Here is a 22,647-nt window from a genome sequence, read left to right as displayed (position 1 = left end):
CGTATATGGGTTCGCTGAGGAATCGGCAGCGCCGGTAGGCTCTGACCACGGGCGCAGCCCGAGCGCAACCCACCCGAACCGACACAACGAAGGACGATCGTGCTCATTGCCGGGTTCCCCGCCGGGGCCTGGGGGACGAACTGTTATCTCGTCGCCCCCGCCGCCGGTGAGGAGTGCGTGATCATCGACCCCGGCCATCAGGCCGCCCAGGGCGTCGAGGAGACACTGAAGAAGCATCGGCTCAAGCCCGTCGCCGTCGTCCTCACCCACGGCCACATCGATCATGTGGCCTCGGTCGTCCCGGTGTGCGGCGCGCACGACGTGCCGGCCTGGATCCACCCCGAGGACCGGTACATGATGAGCGACCCCGAGAAGGCGCTCGGCCGCTCCATCGGGATGCCGCTGATGGGTGAGCTCACCGTGGGGGAGCCCGACGACGTCAAGGAACTGGCCGACGGCGCGAAGCTGGAGCTGGCGGGCCTGGAGTTCTCCGTCGCGCACGCGCCGGGCCATACCAAGGGGTCGGTGACCTTCGGGATGCCCGCGGCGGCGGACATTCCGCCGGTGTTCTTCTCGGGCGACCTGCTGTTCGCCGGCTCCGTCGGACGCACCGACCTGCCCGGCGGTGACATGGCCGAGATGCTCGACTCGCTGGCCCGCGTGTGCCTGCCGCTCGACGACTCGACCGTGGTGCTGTCCGGCCACGGCCCCCAGACGACCATCGGCCAGGAGCGCGCCACCAACCCCTATCTGCGGCAGGTGGCGGCCGGCCAGGGAGCGCCCGGCGCTCCTCGACGAGGAATGTGACGAGAGACCTTCCGTGAGCACCTTCAAGGCCCCCAAGGGCACGTACGACCTGATCCCGCCGGACTCCGCCAAGTACCTGGCGGTCCGCGAGGCGATCGCCGCCCCGCTGCGCAACTCCGGCTACGGCTACATCGAGACGCCCGGTTTCGAGAACGTCGAGCTGTTCGCGCGCGGTGTCGGCGAGTCCACCGACATCGTCACCAAGGAGATGTACGCCTTCGAGACCAAGGGCGGCGACCGGCTCGCCCTGCGCCCGGAGGGCACGGCCTCCGTCCTGCGCGCCGCGCTGGAGGCCAACCTGCACAAGACGGGCAACCTCCCCGTCAAGCTCTGGTACTCGGGCTCGTACTACCGCTACGAGCGCCCGCAGAAGGGCCGTTACCGCCACTTCTCCCAGGTCGGCGCGGAGGCCATCGGCGCGGAGGACCCGGCGCTCGACGCCGAGCTGATCATCCTGGCCGACCAGGCGTACCGCTCGCTGGGCCTGCGCGACTTCCGGATCCTGCTGAACTCCCTGGGCGACAAGGAGTGCCGGCCGGTGTACCGGGCCGCGCTGCAGGACTTCCTGCGCGGCCTGGACCTCGACGAGGACACCCTGCGGCGCGCGGAGATCAACCCGCTGCGCGTGCTGGACGACAAGCGGGAGTCGGTCCAGAAGCAGCTGACCGGCGCGCCGCTGCTGCGCGACTACCTGTGCGACGCGTGCAAGGCGTACCACGAGGAGGTCCGCGAGCTGATCGGCGCGGCGGGCGTCGCCTTCGAGGACGACCCGAAGCTGGTGCGCGGCCTGGACTACTACACCCGGACCACCTTCGAGTTCGTCCATGACGGCCTCGGCTCGCAGTCCGCGGTCGGCGGCGGAGGGCGCTACGACGGCCTGTCCGAGATGATCGGCGGCCCCGCGCTGCCGTCGGTGGGCTGGGCGCTCGGCGTCGACCGCACGGTCCTGGCGCTGGAGGCGGAGGGCGTGGAGCTCGAACTGCCCGCCGGCACCAGCGTGTTCGCCGTGGCGCTCGGCGAGGACGCCCGCCGCCTGCTGTTCGCGAAGGTCACCGAGCTGCGCAAGAACGGCGTCGCCGCGGACTTCTGCTACGGCGGCAAGGGCCTCAAGGGCGCCATGAAGAACGCCAACCGCAGCGGCGCGCGCTACACCGTCGTCGCCGGCGAACGCGACCTCGCCGAGGGCGTCGTCCAGCTCAAGGACATGGAGTCCGGCGAGCAGACGGCGGTGGGCGTGAACGAGATCGTGGCGGAACTGGAGTCGAGGCTCGGCTGACACACCTCGCACGACGAAGGCGCCGGGTGCCCGCGGGGGCGCCCGGCGCCTGCGTGACTGGTCGAGGAGACCGTGTCGCGGCGGCTCTGCTGCCCGTGTCATGGGTCGAGCAGGCCGTGTCGCAGTGCGCTGGTCACGGCTGCCGTGCGGTCGTCCACGTCCAGCTTGGCGAAGGTGCGCAGCAGGTGGGTCTTCACCGTCGACTCCCCGATGAACAGCCGGCGGCCGATCTGCGCGTTGGTGCAGCCCTCCGCCACCAGTCGCAGCACCGCCGTCTCCCGCTCCGACAGCCGCGGCCGTTCCGGCTTCGTGCGCAACTGGTCCACCAGGCGCGCCGCCACCGACGGCGCCAGCACCGTCTCGCCGCGCGCGGCGGCCCGTACCGCCTCGGCCAGTTCCGCGCGGGGCAGGTCCTTCAGCAGGTACCCGGCCGCCCCGGCCTCCACGGCACGCAGGATGTCCCGGTCCGTCTCGTACGTCGTCAGGACGATCACCCGGCACGGCAGCCCGGCCGCCGTCATCCGCGCGATCGAGTCGACACCCCCGCCACCCGGCATCCGCAGATCCATCAGCACGATGTCGGGCCGCAGTTCGGCCGCCAGCGCCTCCGCACGCGGCCCGCTCGCCGCGTCCGCGACCACCTCCAGGTCGGGCTCGGCGGTCAGCATCGCCCGTAGTCCCTCCCGTACGACGGGATGGTCGTCGGCCAGGACGATCCGGATCACGGCACCTCACTCCTCGCGGCGGGTACGGGCAGCCGGACGGTCACCGTCGTGCCGGCGTCCGGCGCGCTGTGCACCCGCGCCGTCCCGCCCACCTCGGCGGCCCGGGCCCGCAGCCCCGCCAGACCGTACCCGGCGGACACCGCGTCCGGGTCGAAGCCGGGGCCGTCGTCCCGCACGGACACGGTGACCGACTCGTCGGCGTACGCGAGCGCGACCACCACGCCCACCGAACTCCCGGCGTGCTTACGGGCGTTGGCCAGTGCCTCCTGACAGGCGCGCAGCGCCACCACCTCGGTGCCCGCAGGCAGCGCCCGCACCGGCCCGGTCACCTCCAGCCCCGCGTCGTGCCGCCTCGCCAGCCGGTGCAGCGCGTCGGACAGGGACGCGCCGGCCAGATCGGCGGGCGTGCCGCCGGCGACCAGGGCGCGGGCCTCGGCGAGGTTCTGCCGGGCCGTCTCCTCCATCAGCGCCAGATGACGGCGGGCCCGCGGCGCGTCGTGGTCGAGTTCGGCCTCGACGGCCTGGACCAGCATCAGCAGGCTGGTGAAGCCCTGCGCCAGCGTGTCGTGGATCTCCCGCGCCATGCGCTCCCGCTCGGCCAGCGCCCCGTGCGCCGCCGACAGCTGCGCGAGCTCGTGGCGGCTGGCGTCGAGTTCGGCGATCAGCTCGGCCCGCTCCTGGCTCTGCTCGACGACGCGGATGACCCAGCCGCCGACGGCCACCGAGAACACGAACGTGACCACGGCGAACAGCGCGTTGAAGAACACCTCCCAGCCGCCCGGCCACCACACCAGGGCCCAGCCCGTCACCGGCACCAGGGTGATCACGGCGGCGGCGGCCGTCGCCCGCCACCTCCGCAGTGTCATGAAGCACTGCGGGACCAGCGCGAACGTCAGCAGCCGCGTCTCGCCGACCAGCACCGCCGACGGCAGGAACAACGCGAGCGCCGCCGCGAGATACGCAAGCGCCGGCCCTTCGCCGGACGGCTCACCCCGCAGCATGCGGCGCCCCACCCCGAGGTACAGCGGGATCAGCGGCACGAGGAGCGCCGCCGCGACCAGCCGGAGGGGCCGGCCGGGCTGCCCGGCGCCCAGCACGAACACCTGGGTGGCCAGCCAGATCACCGCGAAGTACGAGTCCCAGAGCCGGAACGAGCGGTCCCAGGTGTAGGCGTCGGCGGCCGGACCCGTCACGCGTCGCGCCGGCTCTTCCAGCGGAACGTCAGCAGACACAGCAGCAATCCTCCGACGCACCAGGCGGCCAGCACCAGGGCGATCCGTCCGAACTCCCAGCTCCCGGCCTGCTCCAGCACCCGCGCCGACTCCGGCAGGAACACCCCGCGCAGGCCCTGGCACATCCACTTCAGCGGGAACAGCGCCGCGATGTCCACCAGCCGGTCCGGAACCGTGTCGATGGAGATGTACACCCCGGACACGAACTGCAGGACCAGGAAGGGGAGCACCACCACGGAACTGGCGCTGCGGCCCGACCTCGGGACCGAGCTGATCGCGATGCCGAGCAGCGCGCACGCCGTCATGCCGAGCAGGAAGATCCAGCCGAAGTGGAACCACCGTCCCGCGTCCGACGGCAGGTCGACGTCGTACAGGGTGGTGCCGACGCCGAGCAGGATCGCCGTCTCCAGCAGCCCGGTGACCAGAACCAGCCAGATCTTGCCGAGGAAGTACGCCGCCGGCGGCATCGGCGTCCCCCGCAGCCGGCGCAGCACCCTCTCGTCCCGCTCGATCGCGATGGAGATGCCGAGCGACTGGAAACTCGTCGACATGATGCCCGCGGCCATCATCCCGGGCACGTACAGCTGCGAGGCGCTGACGCCGGCGCCCCGCAACTCGCCGCTGAAGATCGACGCGAACAGGAACAGGAAGACGACCGGGAAGGCGAACGTGAACACCACCTGGTCGCGCTGCCGGAAGAACTGCCGCAGCTCCAGGGCGCCCCGGCGCAGCCCGAGCCGCCACGCTCCGGGCAGCCGCGCGGCGGGGGAGCCCGTCCCGGCCGGCGGGGCGGTCGTGGCCGTCATCGCGCGTCCCCCTGGCCGGCGAGCCGGAGATAGACGTCCTCCAGCGTGGGGCGGCTGACCCTGAGCCCCGGGATCTCGCCGTCGAAGCGGCCCATGAGCTCGGTGACCGTCCTGGTCGGAGTGTGGGTGCGTGCCGTGCGCGGGCTGCCGTCGGGCTCCGTCCACTCGACGGTGGCCTCGGCGCCGTGGCGCTCGCGCAGCGCGGCGGGGTCGCCCTCGGCGACGACCCGGCCCCTGGAGACGATCGCCAGCCGGTCGGCGAGCGCCTCCGCCTCCTCCAGATAGTGCGTGGTCAGCAGGATGGTCGTGCCCTCGTCGGCCAGAGCGCGGATCAGCTCCCAGAACCGCCGCCGCGCCGCCGGGTCGAAACCGGTCGTCGGCTCGTCCAGGAGCAGCAGTTCGGGACCGCCGATCACCCCGAGGGCCACGTCGAGCCGCCGGCGCTGGCCGCCCGACAGCGCCTTGATCCGGCTGTCCGCCTTCGCCTCCAGGCCCACCAGACCGATGACCTCCTCGGGGTCCCGCGGCCGGGGGTAGTAGTGCGCGAAGTGCCGCACCGTCTCCCGGACCGTCAACTCGGCGGGCGCCGATTCGTCCTGCCAGACGATCCCGACCCGGGAACGCCACGCGCGCGTGCCCGTCGCCGGGTCGGCGCCCAGCACGGACACCTCGCCGCCGTCCCGCGCGCGGTTGCCCTGGAGGATCTCCACCGTGGTGCTCTTGCCCGCCCCGTTGGGTCCCAGCAGGCCGAACACCTCGCCCGGCCGGATGCCGAGGTCGATGCCGTCGACGGCGGTCACGTTCCCGTAGCGCTTGCGGAGCCCCCGCACCGCCACCGCGAATGCGTACCCGTGTCCTGTCATGGCACGAGCGTCGGCCGGAACCGAGCGTCCGGGGACGACCGTGCGGACCTTCTTGTGTCCACCGAACGGTGGACACACAGGCGCGTGCGGCACAATGGCCGTGCCCGAAGCAGGTCCGACCCCTCGAGTGACGGAATCGGCGTGATGAGCAAGACGACAGTCAAGGACGTCTCCACCGAGCCCGAGCCGGAGCACACCGCCGCCGCGTCGCGCGCGGAGGGCGGCAGCCGCGCCTTCGCCCTGCTGCTCGTGATCACCGGCGCGGCCGGACTGCTCGCCGCGTGGGTCATCACGCTCGACAAGTTCAAGCTGCTGGAAGCCAAGGCGGAGGGCAAGACCTTCACGCCCGGCTGCAGCCTCAACCCGGTGGTCTCCTGCGGCAGCGTCATGGAGAGCGACCAGGCCGCCGCGTTCGGCTTCCCCAACCCGATGCTCGGCCTCGTCGCCTACGGCATCGTCGTCTGCGTCGGCATGAGCCTGCTCGCCGGAGCCCGCTTCCCGCGCTGGTACTGGCTCACCTTCAACGCGGGCACCCTCTTCGGCGTCGGCTTCTGCGCCTGGCTGACCTTCCAGTCCCTGTACCGGATCAACGCGCTGTGCCTGTGGTGCTGCCTGGCCTGGGTCGCCACGATCGTCATGTTCTGGTATGTGACGTCGTTCACCATCCGCAAGGGCTTCCTGCCCGCCCCGGGCTGGCTGCGCGGCTTCTTCGGCGAGTTCACCTGGGTCATGCCCGTGCTGCACATCGGCATCATCGGCATGCTGATCCTGACCCGCTGGTGGGACTTCTGGACCGGCTGAGGACGCCGACGCGTTGTCAGTGCGGTGATTTAGGGTTGCCGACGTGGAGCCCGACCTGTTCACCGCCGCAGCAGAAGAACGCCAGGAGAAGGACCCCGCGGGCAGCCCTCTGGCGGTCCGCATGCGTCCGCGCACCCTCGACGAGGTGGTCGGCCAGCAGCACCTGCTGAAGCCCGGCTCACCGCTGCGCCGCCTGGTCGGCGAGGGCGCCTCCGGCCCCGCGGGACCCTCCTCGGTGATCCTCTGGGGCCCGCCGGGCACCGGCAAGACGACCCTGGCGTACGTCGTCTCCAAGGCCACCAACAAGCGTTTCGTGGAGCTGTCCGCGATCACCGCGGGCGTCAAGGAGGTCCGCGCGGTCATCGAGGGCGCCCGCCGCGCCGTCGGCGGGTACGGCAAGGAGACCGTCCTCTTCCTCGACGAGATCCACCGCTTCAGCAAGGCCCAGCAGGACTCCCTGCTCCCGGCCGTCGAGAACCGCTGGGTCACGCTGATCGCCGCGACCACCGAGAACCCGTACTTCTCGGTGATCTCCCCGCTGCTGTCCCGCTCCCTGCTGCTCACCCTCGAACCCCTCACGGACGACGACGTCCGCTCCCTGCTCCGCCGCGCCCTGAGCGACGAGCGCGGACTGAAGGACGCCGTCACCCTGCCCGAGGACACCGAGGACCACCTCCTGCGCATCGCCGGCGGCGACGCCCGCCGCGCCCTGACCGCCCTGGAGGCCGCCGCCGGCGCCGCCCTCGACAAGGGCGAGACGGAGGTAGCCCTCACCACACTGGAGGAGACCGTCGACCGGGCGGCGGTGAAGTACGACCGCGACGGCGACCAGCACTACGACGTCGCCAGCGCCCTCATCAAGTCCATCCGCGGCTCCGACGTCGACGCCGCCCTGCACTACCTGGCCCGCATGATCGAGGCCGGCGAGGACCCCCGCTTCATCGCCCGCCGCCTGATGATCTCCGCCAGCGAGGACATCGGCCTCGCCGACCCCAACGCGCTGCCGATCGCGGTCGCCGCCGCCCAGGCCGTCGCCATGATCGGGTTCCCCGAGGCCGCCCTCACCCTCAGCCACGCCACCATCGCGCTCGCCCTGGCCCCCAAGTCCAACGCCGCGACCACCGCCATCGGCGCCGCCCTGGAAGACGTCCGCAAGGGACTGGCCGGGCCCGTCCCGCCGCACCTGCGCGACAGCCACTACAAGGGCGCGGGCAAACTCGGGCACGGCCAGGGATACGTCTACCCGCACGACCTGCCCGAGGGCATCGCCTCCCAGCAGTACGCCCCGGACGCCCTCAAGGACCGCGAGTACTACACACCCACCCGGCACGGCGCCGAGGCGCGCTACGCGGACGCCGTCGAGTGGACCCGCACACACCTCGGTCGTAAGCGTCCGTGAGCACCCTGTAGACTTCTGCGAAGTGCTGAGTCCCGTGTCCGGCCCCTCCTGAGGGAAACCGGCGCCACCAGAGCGGGACATCCAGCCGGAGACCCGGCCCCCGGGCGGGGGATCTCCAGGAGCGTCGCGCACCGGCGAACGGTGTCGCGGGCAGCCCACCACCACCCGGATTCCCGGGACCGGTCGGTGGGCCACTCGCGTGCTGCACGTATGTGCCCAGATCAGGGGAGCGGCTGCCCGGCAGGCCCGCGCAAGCGGACCCGCGGGGTTTCCCCGGCTGCGGATGCGACCTCCCAAAACCCTGGTGAAGCCGTATTCGCACACAGAACAAGAGGTGTTTGGTTCATGGCGAACCAGTCCCGCCCCAAGGTCAAGAAGTCGCGTGCCCTCGGTATCGCGCTGACCCCGAAGGCCGTCAAGTACTTCGAGGCCCGCCCCTACCCGCCGGGCGAGCACGGCCGTGGCCGCAAGCAGAACTCGGACTACAAGGTCCGTCTGCTCGAGAAGCAGCGGCTGCGCGCTCAGTACGACATCTCCGAGCGTCAGCTGGTCCGCGCCTACGAGCGCGCGTCCAAGGTCCAGGGCAAGACCGGTGAGGCCCTGATCGTGGAGCTGGAGAAGCGCCTCGACGCGCTGGTCCTGCGCTCGGGCATCGCCCGCACGATCTACCAGGCCCGCCAGATGGTCGTCCACGGCCACATCCAGGTCAACGGCAAGAAGGTCGACAAGCCGTCCTTCGTCGTCCGTCCCGACGATGTCGTCCAGGTCCGCGACCGCAGCAAGGACAAGACGCTCTTCACGATCGCCCGTGAGGGTGGCTTCGCCCCCGACGGCGAGACCCCGCGCTACCTCCAGGTGAACCTCAAGGCCCTGGCGTTCCGCCTGGACCGCGAGCCGAACCGCAAGGAGATCCCGGTGATCTGCGACGAGCAGCTCGTCGTCGAGTACTACGCCCGCTGATCCGGCGGACGTAGCTCATCCCAGCGGTACCTCAGCCCGCCGTCTCCCCGCCCTTCGAGGTGGGCGAGGCGGCGGGCTGCCGCATGCGCGCCGCCCGCGCCGCCGCACGCCGTGCCGGCAGCGGGTCCAGCGCCCGCCGCCGCACCAGCGCCCGCACCACCGCCTCCCGCCGGCCGAGCCGCGCCCCCTGCCGGACGCACTCCTCGTACCGGGCGTCGCCCAGCTCCTCGCGGGCGGTCGCCTCGCACAGCTCGTGCGGCGCGTTGAAGAAGCGCGAGCCGAACAGCGGCAGCCCCACCGACGGCCACATCCGCGCCGCCGCGCCCTGCAGCACCGCCGCCTCGGCCGCATCCCCCTCCGCCGCCGTCACCAGCGCCACCAGCTCCACCGCCAGCACCGAGCCGAGCAGGTCGTGGAAGGAGTGCGCGTCCGACAGACAGTCGTGCAGCAGCTCCCGGGCGCGCGCCAGATCGCCCTCGTACCAGGCCGCGTACGCCAGCACGTACAGGGCGTACGCCCGCGTCCACCGCTCGCCGTGGTCCTCGCACACCCGCCGCACGTCCTCGCACAGGCGCACCGCGTCCGGCAGATCCCCCTGGAACGCGCGCGTCATCGCCAGCTCCACCTGGCCCATCAGCACGTTGCTGTTCAGCTCGCCGATCTCCCGGTAGCGCTCCAGCGCCGAACGCAGCAGCGTCTCCGCCCGCGCCACGTCGTCCGTGATCAGCGCCAGACAGCCCGTGCGGTGCTCCGCGTACGCCACCGCCGTCTCGCTCGCGGACCGCTCCGCCTCCGCACGGCACTCCTGCAGCGCCGCCAGCGCCGGAACCGTGTCGCCCTGCAGGATCGCCACATAACCGAGCACCCACAGCGCCTTCAGCCGGGACCGCTCACTGCCCGACTCCAGCCGCACCGCCTGCTCCAGCCAGTGGCGGCCCTCCGACAGCCGCCCGCACCCCACCCACACGAACCACAGGGTCCCCGCCAGATACTGGCCCAGATGCGTCTCCTCCGGGTCGGACAGGCAGAACTCCAGCGCGGCCCGCACGTTCGGCAGCTCCGCGTCGATGCTCGCCGCCACCTCCGCCTGGCGCGGCGAGAACCACTCCAGCTCGCACCACGTCGCAAGACCCACGCACCAGTCGCGGTGCCGCCGCCGCAGCCGCTCCGCGTCCCCGGTCGCCTCCAGCCACTGGGCGCCGTACGCCCGCACCGTGTCGAGCATGCCGTACCGCACGCCCGCCGGGCCCTCCTCGCGCGTCACCACCGACTGCGCGAGCAGCGCGCTCAGCACGTCCAGCACGTCCTCCGCGGCCAGTCCGTCCCCGCCGCACACGTACTCGGCGGCCTCCAGGTCGACCGGACCGGCGAACACCGACAGCCGCGCCCACAGCAGCCGTTCCCCGGGAGTGCACAGCTCGTGGCTCCAGCCGATCGCCGTGCGCAGCGCCTGATGCCGGGGCAGGGCGTCGCGCCCGCCGCCCGTCAGCACCCGGAACCGGTCGTCGAGCCGCTCCAGCAACTGCGCCGGGGACAGCGCCCCGAGCCGCCCCGCCGCCAGCTCGACGGCCAGCGGAATGCCCTCCAGACGTCGGCACACCTCCCGCACCTCCGGGCCGTCCCCGACGGCGATGCCCTGCTGCTCGGCGCGGACCCCGAACAGCTCGACCGCCTCGTCCTCGCCGAGCGGCGCCAGCGGGAACAGCCGCTCACCGGCCACCGCCAGCGCCCGCCGCGCCACCGCGAGGACCCGCAGCCCCGGCACCCGGCGCAGCAACTCCGTCACCAGCGCCGCACACCCGTCCACCAGATGCTCGAAACCGTCCAGGACCAGCAGCGCACGCCGTCCGGCGAGATGCTCGACCAGCGTTTCGCGCGGCTGCCGTGTGGTGTGGTCGGTCAGCCCCAGCGCCGCCACCACCGCGTGGTCCACGAACGCCGGATCCCGCACCGGCGCCAGCTCCGCCCGCCACACCCCGTCCGGTGGGGCGCACCGCGCGGCCGCGTGCACCGCGAGGCGCGACTTGCCGACCCCGCCCACGCCCGTCACCGTCACCAGCCGCGCGTCCTCCAGGGCCCGGCACAGCCCGGCGAGTTCAGCCGCTCGCCCCACGAAGGCGTCGAGTTCCAGGGGCAGATTGCCGTGCGCGGGGATACCGCCGCGCCGATGATCCCGCATGGAACACGGAGCGTACTGAAGCGAATTCGGTCCGTACAATCGCTTCCCGCAACCCCGCCCGCCGCCGACGGTAATGCGGTACGGACCCCGGCGCCCGGCGCGATAGGCTCGGTGCACGACTTTCTCGATGTTCAGGCACGTTTCAGGGAGCGGGTGCACACAGTGTCCGGTGGAGAGGTGGCCGGAATCCTGGTGGCCGTCTTCTGGGCGATTCTGGTCTCCTTCCTCGCCGTCGCACTGGCGAGGCTGGCCCAGACGCTCAGGGCGACCACCAAGCTCGTGGCGGACGTGACCGACCAGGCGGTCCCGCTGCTGGCGGACGCCTCCTCGGCGGTGCGCTCCGCGCAGACCCAGATCGACCGGGTCGACGCGATCGCCACCGACGTGCAGGAGGTCACCTCCAACGCCTCGGCGCTGTCCACCACGGTCGCCTCCACGTTCGGCGGCCCGCTGGTCAAGGTCGCGGCCTTCGGCTACGGCGTGCGCAAGGCGATCGCCGGCCGCCGGGACGAGGACATCCCCGCGAGGGAGCCGAGGCGTACCGTGATCGTGGGCCGTGCCGTGCCGTCCGCGCGGCGGACGAAGCGAAACCGCGGAAAGAGGGACTGACCCGAACATGTTCCGCCGTACGTTCTGGTTCACCACAGGTGTGGCCACCGGTGTGTGGGCCACCACCAAGGTCAACCGCAAGCTGAAGCAACTGACCCCCGAGCACCTGGCCGTGACCGCGGCCAACAAGGCGATCGAGGCGGGTCACCGGCTCAAGGACCGCGCGGTCGGCTTCGCGCTCGACGTCCGCGACAACATGGCACAGCGCGAGGCCGAACTGGACGACGCGCTCGGGCTGAGCGCCCCCGTCGGCCGTGAACTGCCCGAAATGCGGCACTACACCGCCATCGAGAACCGCAACGCCCCGAAGTCCGTCGACAACGACAGGACGACGTACTCGTACAACCGGAATGAGGACCACTGATGGAGTCGGCCGAGATCCGCCGCCGCTGGCTGAGCTTCTTCGAGGAGCGCGGGCACACCGTCGTCCCTTCGGCGTCGCTCATCGCGGACGACCCGACTCTGCTGCTCGTCCCGGCCGGCATGGTGCCCTTCAAGCCCTACTTCCTGGGCGAGGTCAAGCCGCCGTTCGACCGTGCCACCAGCGTGCAGAAGTGCGTGCGCACCCCCGACATCGAAGAGGTCGGCAAGACCACGCGGCACGGCACGTTCTTCCAGATGTGCGGCAACTTCTCCTTCGGCGACTACTTCAAGGAAGGCGCCATCAAGCTCGCCTGGGAGCTGCTCACCAGCCCCCAGGACAAGGGCGGTTACGGCCTCGACCCCGAGCGTCTGTGGATCACCGTCTACAAGGACGACGACGAGGCCGAGCGCATCTGGCACGAGGTCGTCGGCGTGCCCAAGGAGCGCATCCAGCGCCTGGGCATGAAGGACAACTACTGGTCCATGGGAGTCCCCGGCCCGTGCGGCCCCTGCTCCGAGATCAACTACGACCGCGGCCCCGAGTTCGGCGCCGAGGGCGGCCCCGCCGTCAACGACGAGCGGTACGTGGAGATCTGGAACCTCGTCTTCATGCAGTACGAGCGCGGCGAGGGCATCGGCAAGGACAACTTCGAGATCCTCGGGGACCTGCCGAGCAAGAACATCGACACCGGCCTCGGCCTCGAACGGCTCGCCATGATTCTGCAGGGCGTGCAGAACATGTACGAGATCGACACCTCCATGGCCGTCATCGACAAGGCCACCGAGCTGACCGGCGTCCGCTACGGCGACGCCCACGACTCGGACGTCTCCCTGCGCGTCGTCACCGACCACATGCGCACCGCCACCATGCTCATCGGCGACGGCGTCACCCCGGGCAACGAGGGCCGCGGCTACGTGCTGCGCCGCATCATGCGCCGCGCCATCCGCAACATGCGCCTGCTCGGCGCCACCGGCCCGGTCGTCAAGGACCTGATCGACGTCGTGATCGGCATGATGGGCCAGCAGTACCCGGAGCTCATCACGGACCGCGAGCGCATCGAGAAGGTCGCCCTCGCCGAGGAGGCCCGCTTCCTCAAGACCCTCAACGCCGGTACGAACGTATTGGACACCGCCGTCGCCGAGACCAAGGCCTCCGGTTCCACCGTGCTGCCCGGCGACAAGGCCTTCCTGCTCCACGACACGTGGGGCTTCCCCATCGACCTCACCCTGGAGATGGCCGCCGAGCAGGGCCTGAAGGTCGACGAGGACGGCTTCCGCCGCCTGATGAAGGAGCAGCGGGAGCGCGCCAAGGCCGACGCCCAGGCCAAGAAGACCGGCCACGCCGACCTCGGCGCCTACCGCGAGATCGCCGACTCCGCCGGCGAGACCGAGTTCATCGGCTACTCCGACACCGAGGGCGAGTCCACCATCGTCGGCATCCTCGTCGACGGCGTGTCCTCCCCGGCCGCCACCGAGGGCGACGAGGTCGAGGTCGTCCTCGACCGCACCCCGTTCTACGCCGAGGGCGGCGGCCAGATCGGCGACACCGGCCGCATCAAGGTCGACTCCGGCGCCGTCGTCGAGGTCCGCGACTGCCAGAAGCCGGTCCCGGGCGTGTACGTCCACAAGGGCGTCGTCCAGGTCGGCGAGATCACCGTCGGCGCCAAGGCCCAGGCCTCCATCGACGCCCGCCGCCGCAAGGCCATCGCCCGCGCCCACTCGGCCACCCACCTCACCCACCAGGCCCTGCGCGACGCCCTCGGCCCGACGGCCGCCCAGGCCGGTTCCGAGAACCAGCCCGGCCGCTTCCGCTTCGACTTCGGCTCCCCGTCCGCCGTGCCGCAGACGGTCATGACCGACGTCGAGCAGAAGATCAACGAGGTGCTCGCCCGCGACCTCGACGTCCGCGCCGACGTCATGGGCATCGAGGAGGCCAAGAAGCAGGGCGCCATCGCCGAGTTCGGCGAGAAGTACGGCGAACGCGTCCGCGTCGTGACCATCGGCGACTTCTCCAAGGAGCTGTGCGGCGGCACGCACGTGCACAACACCGCCCAGCTCGGCCTGGTGAAGCTGCTCGGCGAGTCCTCCATCGGCTCCGGTGTGCGCCGCATCGAGGCCCTGGTCGGGGTGGACGCCTACAACTTCCTGGCCCGCGAGCACACGGTCGTCGCCCAGCTCCAGGAGCTGATCAAGGGCCGCCCCGAGGAGCTCCCGGAGAAGGTCTCCGCCATGCTCGGCAAGCTGAAGGACGCCGAGAAGGAGATCGAGAAGTTCCGCGCCGAGAAGGTCCTCCAGGCCGCCGCCGGTCTCGCCGAGTCCGCCAAGGACGTCCGCGGTGTGGCCCTGGTGACCGGTCAGGTGCCGGACGGCACCACCGCCGACGACCTGCGCAAGCTGGTCCTCGACGTGCGCGGCCGCATCCAGGGCGGCCGGGCCGCCGTGGTCGCCCTGTTCACCACGGTCAACGGCAAGCCGCTGACGGTCATCGCCACCAACGAGGCCGCCCGCGAGCGCGGCCTCAAGGCCGGTGACCTGGTCCGCACGGCCGCCAAGACCCTCGGCGGCGGCGGTGGCGGCAAGCCCGACGTCGCCCAGGGCGGCGGCCAGAACCCGGCCGCCGTCGGCGACGCCGTCGACGCCGTCGAGCGGCTCGTGGCGGACACCGCCAAGTGACCGGTACGGAGAACGGCCAGGCGGACGGCCCGGTGATGCGCCGCGGCCGTCGCCTGGCGATCGACGTCGGGGACGCCCGCATCGGGGTCGCCTCCTGCGACCCCGACGGGATCCTCGCCACCCCCGTCGAGACGGTGCCCGGCCGGGACGTCCCCGCCGCGCACCGCCGGCTGAAGCAGCTGGTCGAGGAGTACGAGCCGATCGAGGTCGTCGTCGGTCTGCCTCGCTCCCTCAAGGGCGGCGAGGGCCCGGCCGCCGCCAAGGTCCGCGGCTTCGCCCAGGAGTTCGCGCGCATGATCGCGCCGGTTCCGGTGAGACTCGTGGACGAACGCATGACGACGGTGACGGCCAGTCAGGGGCTGCGCGCATCCGGCGTACGGTCCAAGAAGGGCCGCTCCGTCATCGACCAGGCGGCCGCGGTCATCATTCTGCAGCAGGCGCTGGAATCCGAACGGGTGTCAGGCAAAGCACCCGGCGAGGGCGTCGAAGTGGTCATCTGATCGCGATACGGTAACGTTCCGCGCGACGCGGCGGTGTTCGAACAGCTGCCGCACAGAGATGAGGCGGGACGGAAGCCCGGGCTGCACACCGTGCGACCGCCACCTCGCGGCTCTAGGGGATCGATGACTGAGTATGGCCGGGGCCCAGGCTCCGAACCGTGGCATCCGGACGACCCGTTGTACGGGGACGCCGGATGGACAGGACAGCAGGCCCAGACGGGTCAGCAGTCCCCTTACGGCGGCCGGCCGCAGCAGCACTACCCGGAGCAGCCGCAGCAGCAGTACGACGAGTGGGGCCGGCCGTACGACCAGCAGCAGTACCCGGCCGATCCCCAGCAGCACCCGCAGTACGACGGCGACGCCTGGGGCACCGGCGGCCACCCGCAGGTCGCGTACCCCGACCCCGTGGACCCCTACGGCCAGCAGGCCGCCGCGTACGGCGGCGACCAGTCCGACTACTACGGCACCCCCGAGGCCTACCCGCCGCCCGAGCCGCCGAGCCGCAGGCAGACCGAACCGCAACCGGGTACCGACTGGGACCCCGGCCCCGACCAGGGCGAACACGCCTTCTTCGCGGGCGGCGGCGATGACGACGGCGGTGACGACGGCGACGACAAGGCCCGTCCCGGACGCGGCCGGGGCCGCGGCGGCAAGGCCAAGAAACGCCGCAACGGCTGCGCCTGCCTGGTGGTCCTCGCGGTCTTCGGCGGGGGAATCGCCGGAGTTGGCTACTTTGGCTTCCAGTTCTACCAGAATCGTTTCGGTGAGGCGCCGGACTACTCGGGCGACGGCACCGGCCAGGCCGTCACCGTCCAGATCCCCAAGGGCGCGAGCGGCTACGACATCGGCCGGCGGCTGAAGGAGGCCGGCGTCGTCAAGAGCGTCGACGCCTTCGTGGCCGCCCAGGCGCAGAACCCCGACGGCAAGAGCATCCAGGCCGGCGCCTACCTGCTGAACAAGCAGATGTCCGCCGAGAGCGCCGTCGAGATGATGCTCGACCCCAAGAGCCAGAACAACGTCATGGTCACGCCGGGCCAGCGCAACGCTCAGGTCTACAAGGCGATCGACGACAAACTCGGGCTGTCCGACGGCAGCACCGAGAAGGTCGCCGAGTCCAAGTACAAGACCCTCGGCCTGCCCGAGTGGGCGAACAACGACGGCGACATAAAGGATCCGCTGGAGGGCTTCCTCTGGCCGGGCACCTATCCGGCGGCCGAGGGCATGAAGCCCGAGGCGGTCCTCAAGGACATGGTCACCCAGGCGACCAAGAAGTACGGCGCGTACGAACTGTCCGCCAAGGCCCAGGGGTTCGACCTGGAGAACCCGCTGGAACTCGTCACCGTCGCGAGCCTCGTCCAGGCCGAGGGCAAGACGCACGACGACTTCCGCAAGATGGCCGAGGTGGTCTACAACCGCCTCAAGCCCACCAACACCGAGACCAACCAACTGCTGCAGTTCGACTCGACCTTCAACTACCTGAAGGGCGAGAGCAACATCCACATCAGCGAGTCCGAGATCAACAGCAATCAGGACCCGTACAACACGTACACCCGCAAGGGCCTGCCGCCCGGCCCCATCGGCAACCCCGGTGAGGACGCGCTGAAGGCGGCACTGAACCCGACCGGTGACGGCTGGATCTATTTCGTGGCGACGGACGGGGCGAACAAGACCGAATTCGCCCGCACCCACGACGAATTCCTGCGGCTCAAGGAAAAGTTCAATGAAAACTCGGGCAACTGACGCCCGCCGGGCCGCCGTGCTCGGTTCGCCCATCGCGCACTCCCTCTCCCCGGTGCTCCACCGCACCGCCTACGAGGCACTGGGCCTGAGCGGCTGGTCGTACGACCGTTTCGAGGTCGACGAGGAGGCGCTGCCCGGCTTCGTGGCGAAGCTCGGCCCCGAATGGGCCGGGCTGTCCCTGACCATGCCGCTCAAGCGGGCCGTGATCCCGCTGCTCGACGAGGTCAGCGAGACGGCGGCCTCGGTCGAGGCGGTCAACACGGTCGTGTTCACCGAGGACGGCCGCCGCCTCGGCGACAACACCGACATCCCCGGCATGGTCGCGGCCCTGCGCGAGCGCGGCATCGAACAGGTCGACTCGGCCGCGATCCTCGGCGCCGGCGCCACCGCCTCCTCCGCGCTGGCCGCGCTCGCCCGGATCTGCACCGGAGAGATCGTCGCCTACGTGCGCAGCGAGGCACGCGCCGCGGAGATGCGGCAGTGGGGCGAACGGCTCGACGTGGAGGTCCGCACCGCCGACTGGGCCGACGCGGACCGCGCGCTGCACGCCCCGCTGGTGATCGCGACGACCCCGGCCGGCGCGACGGACGCGCTGTCCTCCGCCGTCCCGGAACGCCCCGCCACCCTCTTCGACGTGCTGTACGACCCGTGGCCCACCGCGCTCGCGGCCCGCTGGTCGGCGTACGGCGGCGCCGTGGTCAGCGGCCTCGACCTGCTGGTTCACCAGGCGGTGCTCCAGGTCGAGCAGATGACGGGCCGGGCCCCGGCGCCCCTGGACGCCATGCGAAAAGCGGGCGAGCACGCTCTCGCCGAACGCTAAGATCCTCCCCGTTCCGCAGGGGGCGGAACGGGGAGGGGAAGACTGTCCATGTCCAGCAGCGTGCCTCTGGCGTCCGTCAAGACCCAGATATTCGACGCCGTCCTCGGGTTCCTGCCCGACTGGGTGCAGATCACGGTGCTCGTCCTGATCGTGGTGCTGCTGCTCGCGAGCTGGGGCGTCAAGCTCAAGCGCAAGATCGCCCACCGCCGCGCCGTGCGCAGCGGACAGCCGGTCCACGCCGCCGCCCAGTACGGACAGGGGCGCGGCGCCGACTACCTGGGCGAGTACGCCCAGCAGCCGCGGCCCGTGCGGCAGGGGAGCGGCGCGGACCACCTGGGCGCGTACGCGCAGCCCCAGGCCAACGCGGGCGACATTCCGCGGAGCTGACGAGCGCGGCACGCGCGAGGACGGGCACCGCCGCGACCCCCGGCCGTGTCCCCGACCGACTGGCGCCACCACCACCCGTCCACCCGGACCCCCGCTCCGTCCCGTCCGCCCGTCCGTCCGCCAGATGGACCGGCGGCCTGGAAGCGGCACCGGACGTGGGAGGATCGGAGGTGGCGGGCCGGGACCGCGCACCCGGTCGAGCCGTCGCCGTGCGCGAGGAAGTGCGCACGTACGGGCAGTACTACCGGGGCGCGAGCACTGAGGAGCACCGTTGAGCAGGTTGCGCTGGCTGACCGCGGGGGAGTCCCACGGTCCCGCACTTGTCGCGACGCTGGAGGGCCTTCCCGCCGGCGTGCCGATCACCACGGAGATGGTGGCGGACCACTTGGCGAGGCGGCGGCTGGGCTACGGTCGCGGTGCCCGGATGAAGTTCGAGCGTGACGAGGTCACCTTCCTCGGTGGTGTCCGCCACGGCCTCACCCTCGGTTCCCCGGTGGCGGTCATGGTGGGCAACACGGAGTGGCCGAAGTGGGAGCAGGTGATGGCGGCCGATCCGGTCGACCCGGAGATCCTGGCCGGGCTGGCCCGCAACGCGCCGCTGACCCGTCCGCGTCCCGGTCACGCGGACCTGGCCGGGATGCAGAAGTACGGTTTCGACGAGGCGCGTCCGGTGCTGGAGCGTGCCTCGGCGCGGGAGACGGCGGCGCGGGTGGCGCTGGGCGCGGTGGCCCGGTCGTACCTGAGGGAGACGGCGGGCATCGAGATCGTCTCGCACGTGGTGGAGCTGGCGGCGGCGAAGGCGCCGTACGGGGTGTATCCGAGGCCGGGTGATGTGGAGCGGCTGGACGCGGACCCGGTGCGGTGTCTGGACCAGGACGCCTCGAAGGCGATGGTCGCGGAGATCGACCAGGCCCACAAGGACGGCGACACGCTCGGTGGTGTGGTGGAGGTGCTGGCCTACGGGGTGCCCGTGGGGCTCGGCTCGCACGTGCACTGGGACCGGCGGCTGGACGCCCGGCTCGCCGCCGCGCTGATGGGTATCCAGGCGATCAAGGGCGTGGAGGTCGGTGACGGTTTCGACCTGGCGCGGGTGCCCGGTTCGAAGGCGCACGACGAGATCGTTACTACGGATGAGGGGATCCGGCGGGCCACGGGCCGCTCGGGCGGGACGGAGGGTGGTCTGAGCACGGGTGAGCTGCTGCGGGTGCGGGCGGCGATGAAGCCGATCGCGACGGTGCCGCGGGCGCTGCGGACGGTGGACGTGGTGACCGGTGAGCCCGCGCAGGCCCACCACCAGCGCTCCGACGTGTGTGCGGTGCCGGCGGCCGGGATCGTCGCGGAGGCGATGGTCGCGCTGGTGCTGGCGGATGCGGTGGCGGAGAAGTTCGGGGGTGACTCGGTGGTGGAGACCCGCCGCAATGTCACCTCGTACCTCGACAACCTGGCCGTGCGATGAGCACGGGTCCGGTCGTCGTGCTGGTCGGTCCGATGGGTGTCGGCAAGTCGACCGTGGGGCAGTTGCTCGCCCAGCGGCTCGGGGTCGGCTACCGGGACACCGACGACGACATCGTGGCCGGGCAGGGCCGGACCGTCGCCGACATCTTCGTCGACGAGGGCGAGCCGGCCTTCCGTGCCGTCGAGAAGCGGGCGGTGCACCGGGCACTCGCCGAACACGACGGCGTCCTCGCCCTGGGCGGCGGCGCCATCCTCGACCCCGACACACGCTCACTGCTGGCCGGTCATCGGGTCGTCTACCTCTCGATGGACGTCGAGGAGGCCGTCAAGCGCACCGGCCTGAACGCCGCCCGCCCCCTCCTCGCGGTCAACCCGCGCAGACAGTGGCGCGAGTTGATGGAAGCACGCCGCCACCTGTACGAGGAAGTGGCCACGGCCGTGGTCCCGACCGACGGCCGCACGCCCGAAGAGGTCACCCAAGCCGCCCTGGACGCACTGGAGTTGAAGGAAGCATGAGCGAGGCAGTCACCCGGATCCAGGTCGGCGGCACGGCGGGCACCGACCCGTACGAGGTCCTGGTGGGCCGTCAGCTCCTCGGCGAGCTGGGCGCCTTGATCGGCCCGAAGGCCAAGAAGGTCGCCGTCGTCCACCCGGAGGCGCTCGCCGAGACCGGGGACGCGCTGCGCGCCGACCTGGCCGGACAGGGCTACGACGCCATCGCCGTCCAGGTGCCGAACGCGGAGGAGGCCAAGACGGCCGAGGTCGCGGCGTACTGCTGGAAGGCGCTGGGCCAGTCCGGCTTCACCCGCACCGACGTCATCGTCGGCGTCGGCGGCGGAGCCACCACCGACCTGGCCGGGTTCGTCGCGGCGACCTGGCTGCGCGGCGTGCGCTGGATCGCGATCCCGACGACCGTGCTGGCCATGGTGGACGCGGCCGTCGGCGGCAAGACCGGCATCAACACCGCCGAGGGCAAGAACCTCGTGGGCGCCTTCCACCCGCCCGCCGGCGTGCTGTGCGACCTGGCCGCGCTGGACTCGCTCCCGGTCAACGACTACGTCTCCGGCCTGGCCGAGGTCATCAAGGCGGGCTTCATCGCCGACCCGGCCATCCTGGACCTCATCGAGTCGGACCCGCAGGCCGCCCGCACCCCGGCCGGCCCGCACACCGCGGAACTGATCGAGCGTTCCATCAGGGTCAAGGCCGACGTGGTCTCCTCGGACCTCAAGGAATCGGGCCTGCGCGAGATCCTCAACTACGGCCACACCCTCGGCCACGCCATCGAGAAGAACGAGCGCTACAAGTGGCGGCACGGCGCCGCCGTGGCCGTCGGCATGCACTTCGCCGCCGAACTCGGCCGCCTCGCGGGCCGCCTGGACGACGCGACCGCGGACCGCCACCGCACCATCCTCGAATCCGTCGGACTTCCCCTCCACTACCGCTACGACCAGTGGCCGAAGCTCCTGGAGAACATGAAGGTCGACAAGAAGTCCCGCGGCGACCTGCTGCGCTTCATCGTGCTGGACGGCCTGGCCAAGCCCACCGTCCTGGAGGGCCCCGACCCGGCCGTCCTCCTCGCCGCGTACGGCGAAGTGGGCGAGTAGGTCCCCGAAGGCACCTTCCGTCCGATTCTCTTCCGCCACCGGGCACTTGGCACCGCCCCCGGCCGTTCACCAAACGACGGCCGGGGGCGGTACCGTTCGGTAGCACGCGGGTCTTCCCCCGCCGTCAGCGTCGAAATCGCCTGTACGAGACGGAGTGGCACCGGATGCAGCACGCAGTGGGTTCTCCGCTGCCGCCGCCCCACCAGCCGGGGCACGGACCGGCCGCCGGCTGGGCGCCGGCCGCGCACCACCCGGGCGCGCAGCACCGGGGCCCGGCCCCCGCACCCCCGCCCCCGGGCTTCACCGCACCCCCGGGACCGCCGATGCCCCCGGCCCCGGCCCCGGACACCACGGGCCACATGACACTCCCGCCGGGCGGCCCGGTCGCCATGCCCAGCCCGCCACCGGCCACGTCCCCGGACCCCACGGCCACCACCCTCGCGGTGCTCCTCATAGGCCCGGCCGGCGCCGGCAAGACGAGCGTCGCCAAGTACTGGGCGGACCACCGCCGTGTCCCCACCGCGCACATCAGCCTCGACGACGTCCGCGAATGGGTCCGCTCGGGCTTCGCCGACCCGCAGTCCGGGTGGAACGACAACTCGGAGGCCCAGTACCGCCTGGCCCGCCGCACCTGCGGCTTCGCCGCGCGGAACTTCCTCGCCAACGGCATCTCCTGCATCCTCGACGACGCCGTCTTCCCCGACCGCCCGGTCGTCGGCCTCGGCGGCTGGAAACGCCACGTGGGCCCCGGCCTGCTCCCGGTCGTCCTCCTCCCCGGCCTGGACATCGTCCTGGAACGCAACGCGGAACGCTCGGGCAACCGCCGCCTCACCGACGAGGAGGTCGCCCGCATCCACGGCCGCATGGCCGGCTGGTACGGCTCGGGCCTCCCGATCATCGACAACTCCCAGCTGGACATCCCCGAAGCGGCCAGAGTCCTGGACGAAGTCCTCACCCGAGCGATAGCCAGCCCACCGAACTGGTGAACGCGGCAGCGTGAGCGGGTGCACTGCCCCCCACCCGGCGTCGACGGGCCACCACCCGCTGCCGCACCCGACGGTCGGCCACGCGGCCGAGGGCTGACGGGGCACCGCCCCGTCGCCGCCCTCAGTGGCCGGTCACGCACCTCCGCGTAGACGGGTCACCGCCCGCTGCCCACCCCGACGGTCGGCCACGCACCCCGGCGTTGACGGGTTGCCGCCTGCGCCCACCCGTGCCGCTCCAGCGGCACGACTGCCCGCAGCTGGAGGTCACGACTGCCCGCAGCTGGAGGTCACGACTGCCTGCCAGCTGGGCGGAAGGGACATCTGCCCGCAGCTGGGGCGGGGCGGCACGACGGCCCGCAGCTGGGCGCCGGACGGGAGTGGGGCGTGGGGGTGTGGTGCGGCCCGCCGCTTAGCCGGCTACCACCCGGCGGTGCCTTGTAGGGCGGACGGAGGGGCGCGACC

21 protein-coding genes are annotated in these 22,647 nt (G+C 71.8%); 16 read left to right on the top strand and 5 right to left on the bottom strand.

The window, feature by feature from the left end; all coding sequences use genetic code 11:
- The first annotated feature begins 99 nt into the window (after positions 1 to 99).
- Together QC282_RS16550 and hisS are read left to right on the top strand one after the other, a co-directional pair.
- Positions 100 to 807: an MBL fold metallo-hydrolase gene (locus tag QC282_RS16550; RefSeq protein WP_279550188.1), complete on the top strand. Its 708-nt coding sequence runs from the start codon at positions 100 to 102 to the stop codon at positions 805 to 807.
- Positions 808 to 820: 13 nt separating this feature from the next.
- Positions 821 to 2,083: a histidine--tRNA ligase gene (gene hisS, locus QC282_RS16545; protein WP_279550187.1), complete on the top strand. Its 1,263-nt coding sequence runs from the start codon at positions 821 to 823 to the stop codon at positions 2,081 to 2,083.
- Between the two features lie 98 nt (positions 2,084 to 2,181).
- Here hisS and QC282_RS16540 read toward each other — a convergent pair whose 3' ends face one another.
- Genes QC282_RS16540 through QC282_RS16525 form a run of 4 tightly spaced genes read right to left on the bottom strand, consistent with a single transcriptional unit; the run spans position 2,182 to position 5,709 of the window.
- Positions 2,182 to 2,808, bottom strand: a complete 627-nt coding sequence (locus QC282_RS16540; protein WP_279550186.1) for a response regulator transcription factor — start codon at positions 2,806 to 2,808, stop codon at positions 2,182 to 2,184.
- Positions 2,805 to 4,040 (bottom strand): sensor histidine kinase, encoded by a 1,236-nt coding sequence (locus tag QC282_RS16535; RefSeq protein ID WP_279550185.1) that lies wholly within the window; start codon positions 4,038 to 4,040, stop codon positions 2,805 to 2,807. The genes QC282_RS16540 and QC282_RS16535 overlap by 4 nt, the downstream gene beginning before the upstream one ends.
- A complete protein-coding gene (locus QC282_RS16530) occupies positions 3,998 to 4,846 on the bottom strand; it encodes an ABC transporter permease (protein WP_279550184.1) in 849 nt (282 codons plus the stop codon). Before QC282_RS16530 ends, QC282_RS16535 begins: the two co-directional genes overlap by 43 nt.
- Positions 4,843 to 5,709, bottom strand: coding sequence for an ABC transporter ATP-binding protein (locus QC282_RS16525; RefSeq protein ID WP_279550183.1), 867 nt, complete (start codon positions 5,707 to 5,709; stop codon positions 4,843 to 4,845). Before QC282_RS16525 ends, QC282_RS16530 begins: the two co-directional genes overlap by 4 nt.
- Positions 5,710 to 5,853: 144 nt before the next feature.
- Between QC282_RS16525 and QC282_RS16520 the strand changes: the two genes are divergently transcribed.
- From QC282_RS16520 to rpsD, 3 genes are all read left to right on the top strand, one after another.
- Positions 5,854 to 6,510 (top strand): vitamin K epoxide reductase family protein, encoded by a 657-nt coding sequence (locus QC282_RS16520; RefSeq protein WP_279550182.1) that lies wholly within the window; start codon positions 5,854 to 5,856, stop codon positions 6,508 to 6,510.
- Between the two features lie 43 nt (positions 6,511 to 6,553).
- Entirely contained in the window at positions 6,554 to 7,909 is a 1,356-nt protein-coding gene (locus QC282_RS16515) for a replication-associated recombination protein A (RefSeq protein ID WP_279550181.1), read from the top strand.
- A 345-nt stretch (positions 7,910 to 8,254) separates the two neighbouring features.
- On the top strand, positions 8,255 to 8,869 hold the full coding sequence (rpsD, locus tag QC282_RS16510) for a 30S ribosomal protein S4 (RefSeq protein ID WP_279550180.1): 615 nt from the start codon (positions 8,255 to 8,257) through the stop codon (positions 8,867 to 8,869).
- Between the two features lie 31 nt (positions 8,870 to 8,900).
- Here the strand turns inward: rpsD and QC282_RS16505 are convergent, their stop codons facing one another.
- Complete coding sequence (locus QC282_RS16505) at positions 8,901 to 11,048, bottom strand: regulator (RefSeq protein ID WP_279550179.1); 2,148 nt, start codon at positions 11,046 to 11,048, stop codon at positions 8,901 to 8,903.
- A 162-nt stretch (positions 11,049 to 11,210) separates the two neighbouring features.
- On the opposite strand from QC282_RS16505, the gene QC282_RS16500 reads away from it, so the two are divergent.
- The 11 genes from QC282_RS16500 (at position 11,211) to QC282_RS16450 (ending at position 22,185) form a co-directional block, all read left to right on the top strand.
- On the top strand, positions 11,211 to 11,657 hold the full coding sequence (locus QC282_RS16500) for a DUF948 domain-containing protein (protein WP_279550178.1): 447 nt from the start codon (positions 11,211 to 11,213) through the stop codon (positions 11,655 to 11,657).
- 7 nt (positions 11,658 to 11,664) lie between these two features.
- A complete protein-coding gene (locus QC282_RS16495; protein WP_279550177.1) occupies positions 11,665 to 12,021 on the top strand; it encodes a hypothetical protein in 357 nt (118 codons plus the stop codon).
- Positions 12,021 to 14,693, top strand: a complete 2,673-nt coding sequence (gene alaS, locus QC282_RS16490) for an alanine--tRNA ligase (protein ID WP_279550176.1) — start codon at positions 12,021 to 12,023, stop codon at positions 14,691 to 14,693. The genes QC282_RS16495 and alaS overlap by 1 nt, the downstream gene beginning before the upstream one ends.
- Positions 14,694 to 14,728: 35 nt before the next feature.
- Positions 14,729 to 15,193, top strand: a complete 465-nt coding sequence (gene ruvX, locus QC282_RS16485) for a Holliday junction resolvase RuvX (RefSeq protein ID WP_279550287.1) — start codon at positions 14,729 to 14,731, stop codon at positions 15,191 to 15,193.
- A 123-nt stretch (positions 15,194 to 15,316) separates the two neighbouring features.
- Positions 15,317 to 16,933, top strand: coding sequence for an endolytic transglycosylase MltG (gene mltG, locus QC282_RS16480; RefSeq protein ID WP_279550175.1), 1,617 nt, complete (start codon positions 15,317 to 15,319; stop codon positions 16,931 to 16,933).
- On the top strand, positions 16,914 to 17,753 hold the full coding sequence (locus tag QC282_RS16475) for a shikimate dehydrogenase (RefSeq protein ID WP_279550174.1): 840 nt from the start codon (positions 16,914 to 16,916) through the stop codon (positions 17,751 to 17,753). Before mltG ends, QC282_RS16475 begins: the two co-directional genes overlap by 20 nt.
- Before the next feature lie 48 nt (positions 17,754 to 17,801).
- Positions 17,802 to 18,140: a hypothetical protein gene (locus QC282_RS16470; RefSeq protein ID WP_279550173.1), complete on the top strand. Its 339-nt coding sequence runs from the start codon at positions 17,802 to 17,804 to the stop codon at positions 18,138 to 18,140.
- A 271-nt stretch (positions 18,141 to 18,411) separates the two neighbouring features.
- Positions 18,412 to 19,596 (top strand): chorismate synthase, encoded by a 1,185-nt coding sequence (aroC, locus tag QC282_RS16465; protein WP_279550172.1) that lies wholly within the window; start codon positions 18,412 to 18,414, stop codon positions 19,594 to 19,596.
- Positions 19,593 to 20,111: a shikimate kinase gene (locus QC282_RS16460; protein WP_279550171.1), complete on the top strand. Its 519-nt coding sequence runs from the start codon at positions 19,593 to 19,595 to the stop codon at positions 20,109 to 20,111. Before aroC ends, QC282_RS16460 begins: the two co-directional genes overlap by 4 nt.
- Positions 20,108 to 21,199: a 3-dehydroquinate synthase gene (aroB, locus tag QC282_RS16455; RefSeq protein ID WP_279550170.1), complete on the top strand. Its 1,092-nt coding sequence runs from the start codon at positions 20,108 to 20,110 to the stop codon at positions 21,197 to 21,199. The genes QC282_RS16460 and aroB overlap by 4 nt, the downstream gene beginning before the upstream one ends.
- A 164-nt stretch (positions 21,200 to 21,363) precedes the next feature.
- Entirely contained in the window at positions 21,364 to 22,185 is an 822-nt protein-coding gene (locus QC282_RS16450; RefSeq protein ID WP_279550169.1) for a Pro-rich N-terminal domain-containing protein, read from the top strand.
- Positions 22,186 to 22,647 lie beyond the last annotated feature (462 nt).

It is taken from the genome of Streptomyces sp. DH24 (assembly GCF_029813775.1).
GTDB lineage: Bacteria > Actinomycetota > Actinomycetes > Streptomycetales > Streptomycetaceae > Streptomyces.
Note: the sequence above shows the minus strand (reverse complement) of the source record. Positions and strands in the feature narration are given on the sequence as shown.

What these genes read in the sequence shown, in the direction of transcription:
- QC282_RS16525 (WP_279550183.1), bottom strand. Translation starts at nt 5,709, where the DNA reads ATGACAGGACACGGGTACGCATTCGCGGTGGCGGTGCGGGGGCTCCGC.
- QC282_RS16520 (WP_279550182.1), top strand. Translation starts at nt 5,854, where the DNA reads ATGAGCAAGACGACAGTCAAGGACGTCTCCACCGAGCCCGAGCCGGAG.
- aroB (WP_279550170.1), top strand. Translation starts at nt 20,108, where the DNA reads ATGAGCGAGGCAGTCACCCGGATCCAGGTCGGCGGCACGGCGGGCACC.
- mltG (WP_279550175.1), top strand. Translation starts at nt 15,317, where the DNA reads ATGACTGAGTATGGCCGGGGCCCAGGCTCCGAACCGTGGCATCCGGAC.
- rpsD (WP_279550180.1), top strand. Translation starts at nt 8,255, where the DNA reads ATGGCGAACCAGTCCCGCCCCAAGGTCAAGAAGTCGCGTGCCCTCGGT.
- QC282_RS16495 (WP_279550177.1), top strand. Translation starts at nt 11,665, where the DNA reads ATGTTCCGCCGTACGTTCTGGTTCACCACAGGTGTGGCCACCGGTGTG.
- alaS (WP_279550176.1), top strand. Translation starts at nt 12,021, where the DNA reads ATGGAGTCGGCCGAGATCCGCCGCCGCTGGCTGAGCTTCTTCGAGGAG.
- QC282_RS16530 (WP_279550184.1), bottom strand. Translation starts at nt 4,846, where the DNA reads ATGACGGCCACGACCGCCCCGCCGGCCGGGACGGGCTCCCCCGCCGCG.
- ruvX (WP_279550287.1), top strand. Translation starts at nt 14,729, where the DNA reads ATGCGCCGCGGCCGTCGCCTGGCGATCGACGTCGGGGACGCCCGCATC.
- QC282_RS16470 (WP_279550173.1), top strand. Translation starts at nt 17,802, where the DNA reads ATGTCCAGCAGCGTGCCTCTGGCGTCCGTCAAGACCCAGATATTCGAC.
- QC282_RS16505 (WP_279550179.1), bottom strand. Translation starts at nt 11,048, where the DNA reads ATGCGGGATCATCGGCGCGGCGGTATCCCCGCGCACGGCAATCTGCCC.
- QC282_RS16460 (WP_279550171.1), top strand. Translation starts at nt 19,593, where the DNA reads ATGAGCACGGGTCCGGTCGTCGTGCTGGTCGGTCCGATGGGTGTCGGC.
- QC282_RS16450 (WP_279550169.1), top strand. Translation starts at nt 21,364, where the DNA reads ATGCAGCACGCAGTGGGTTCTCCGCTGCCGCCGCCCCACCAGCCGGGG.
- QC282_RS16475 (WP_279550174.1), top strand. Translation starts at nt 16,914, where the DNA reads ATGAAAACTCGGGCAACTGACGCCCGCCGGGCCGCCGTGCTCGGTTCG.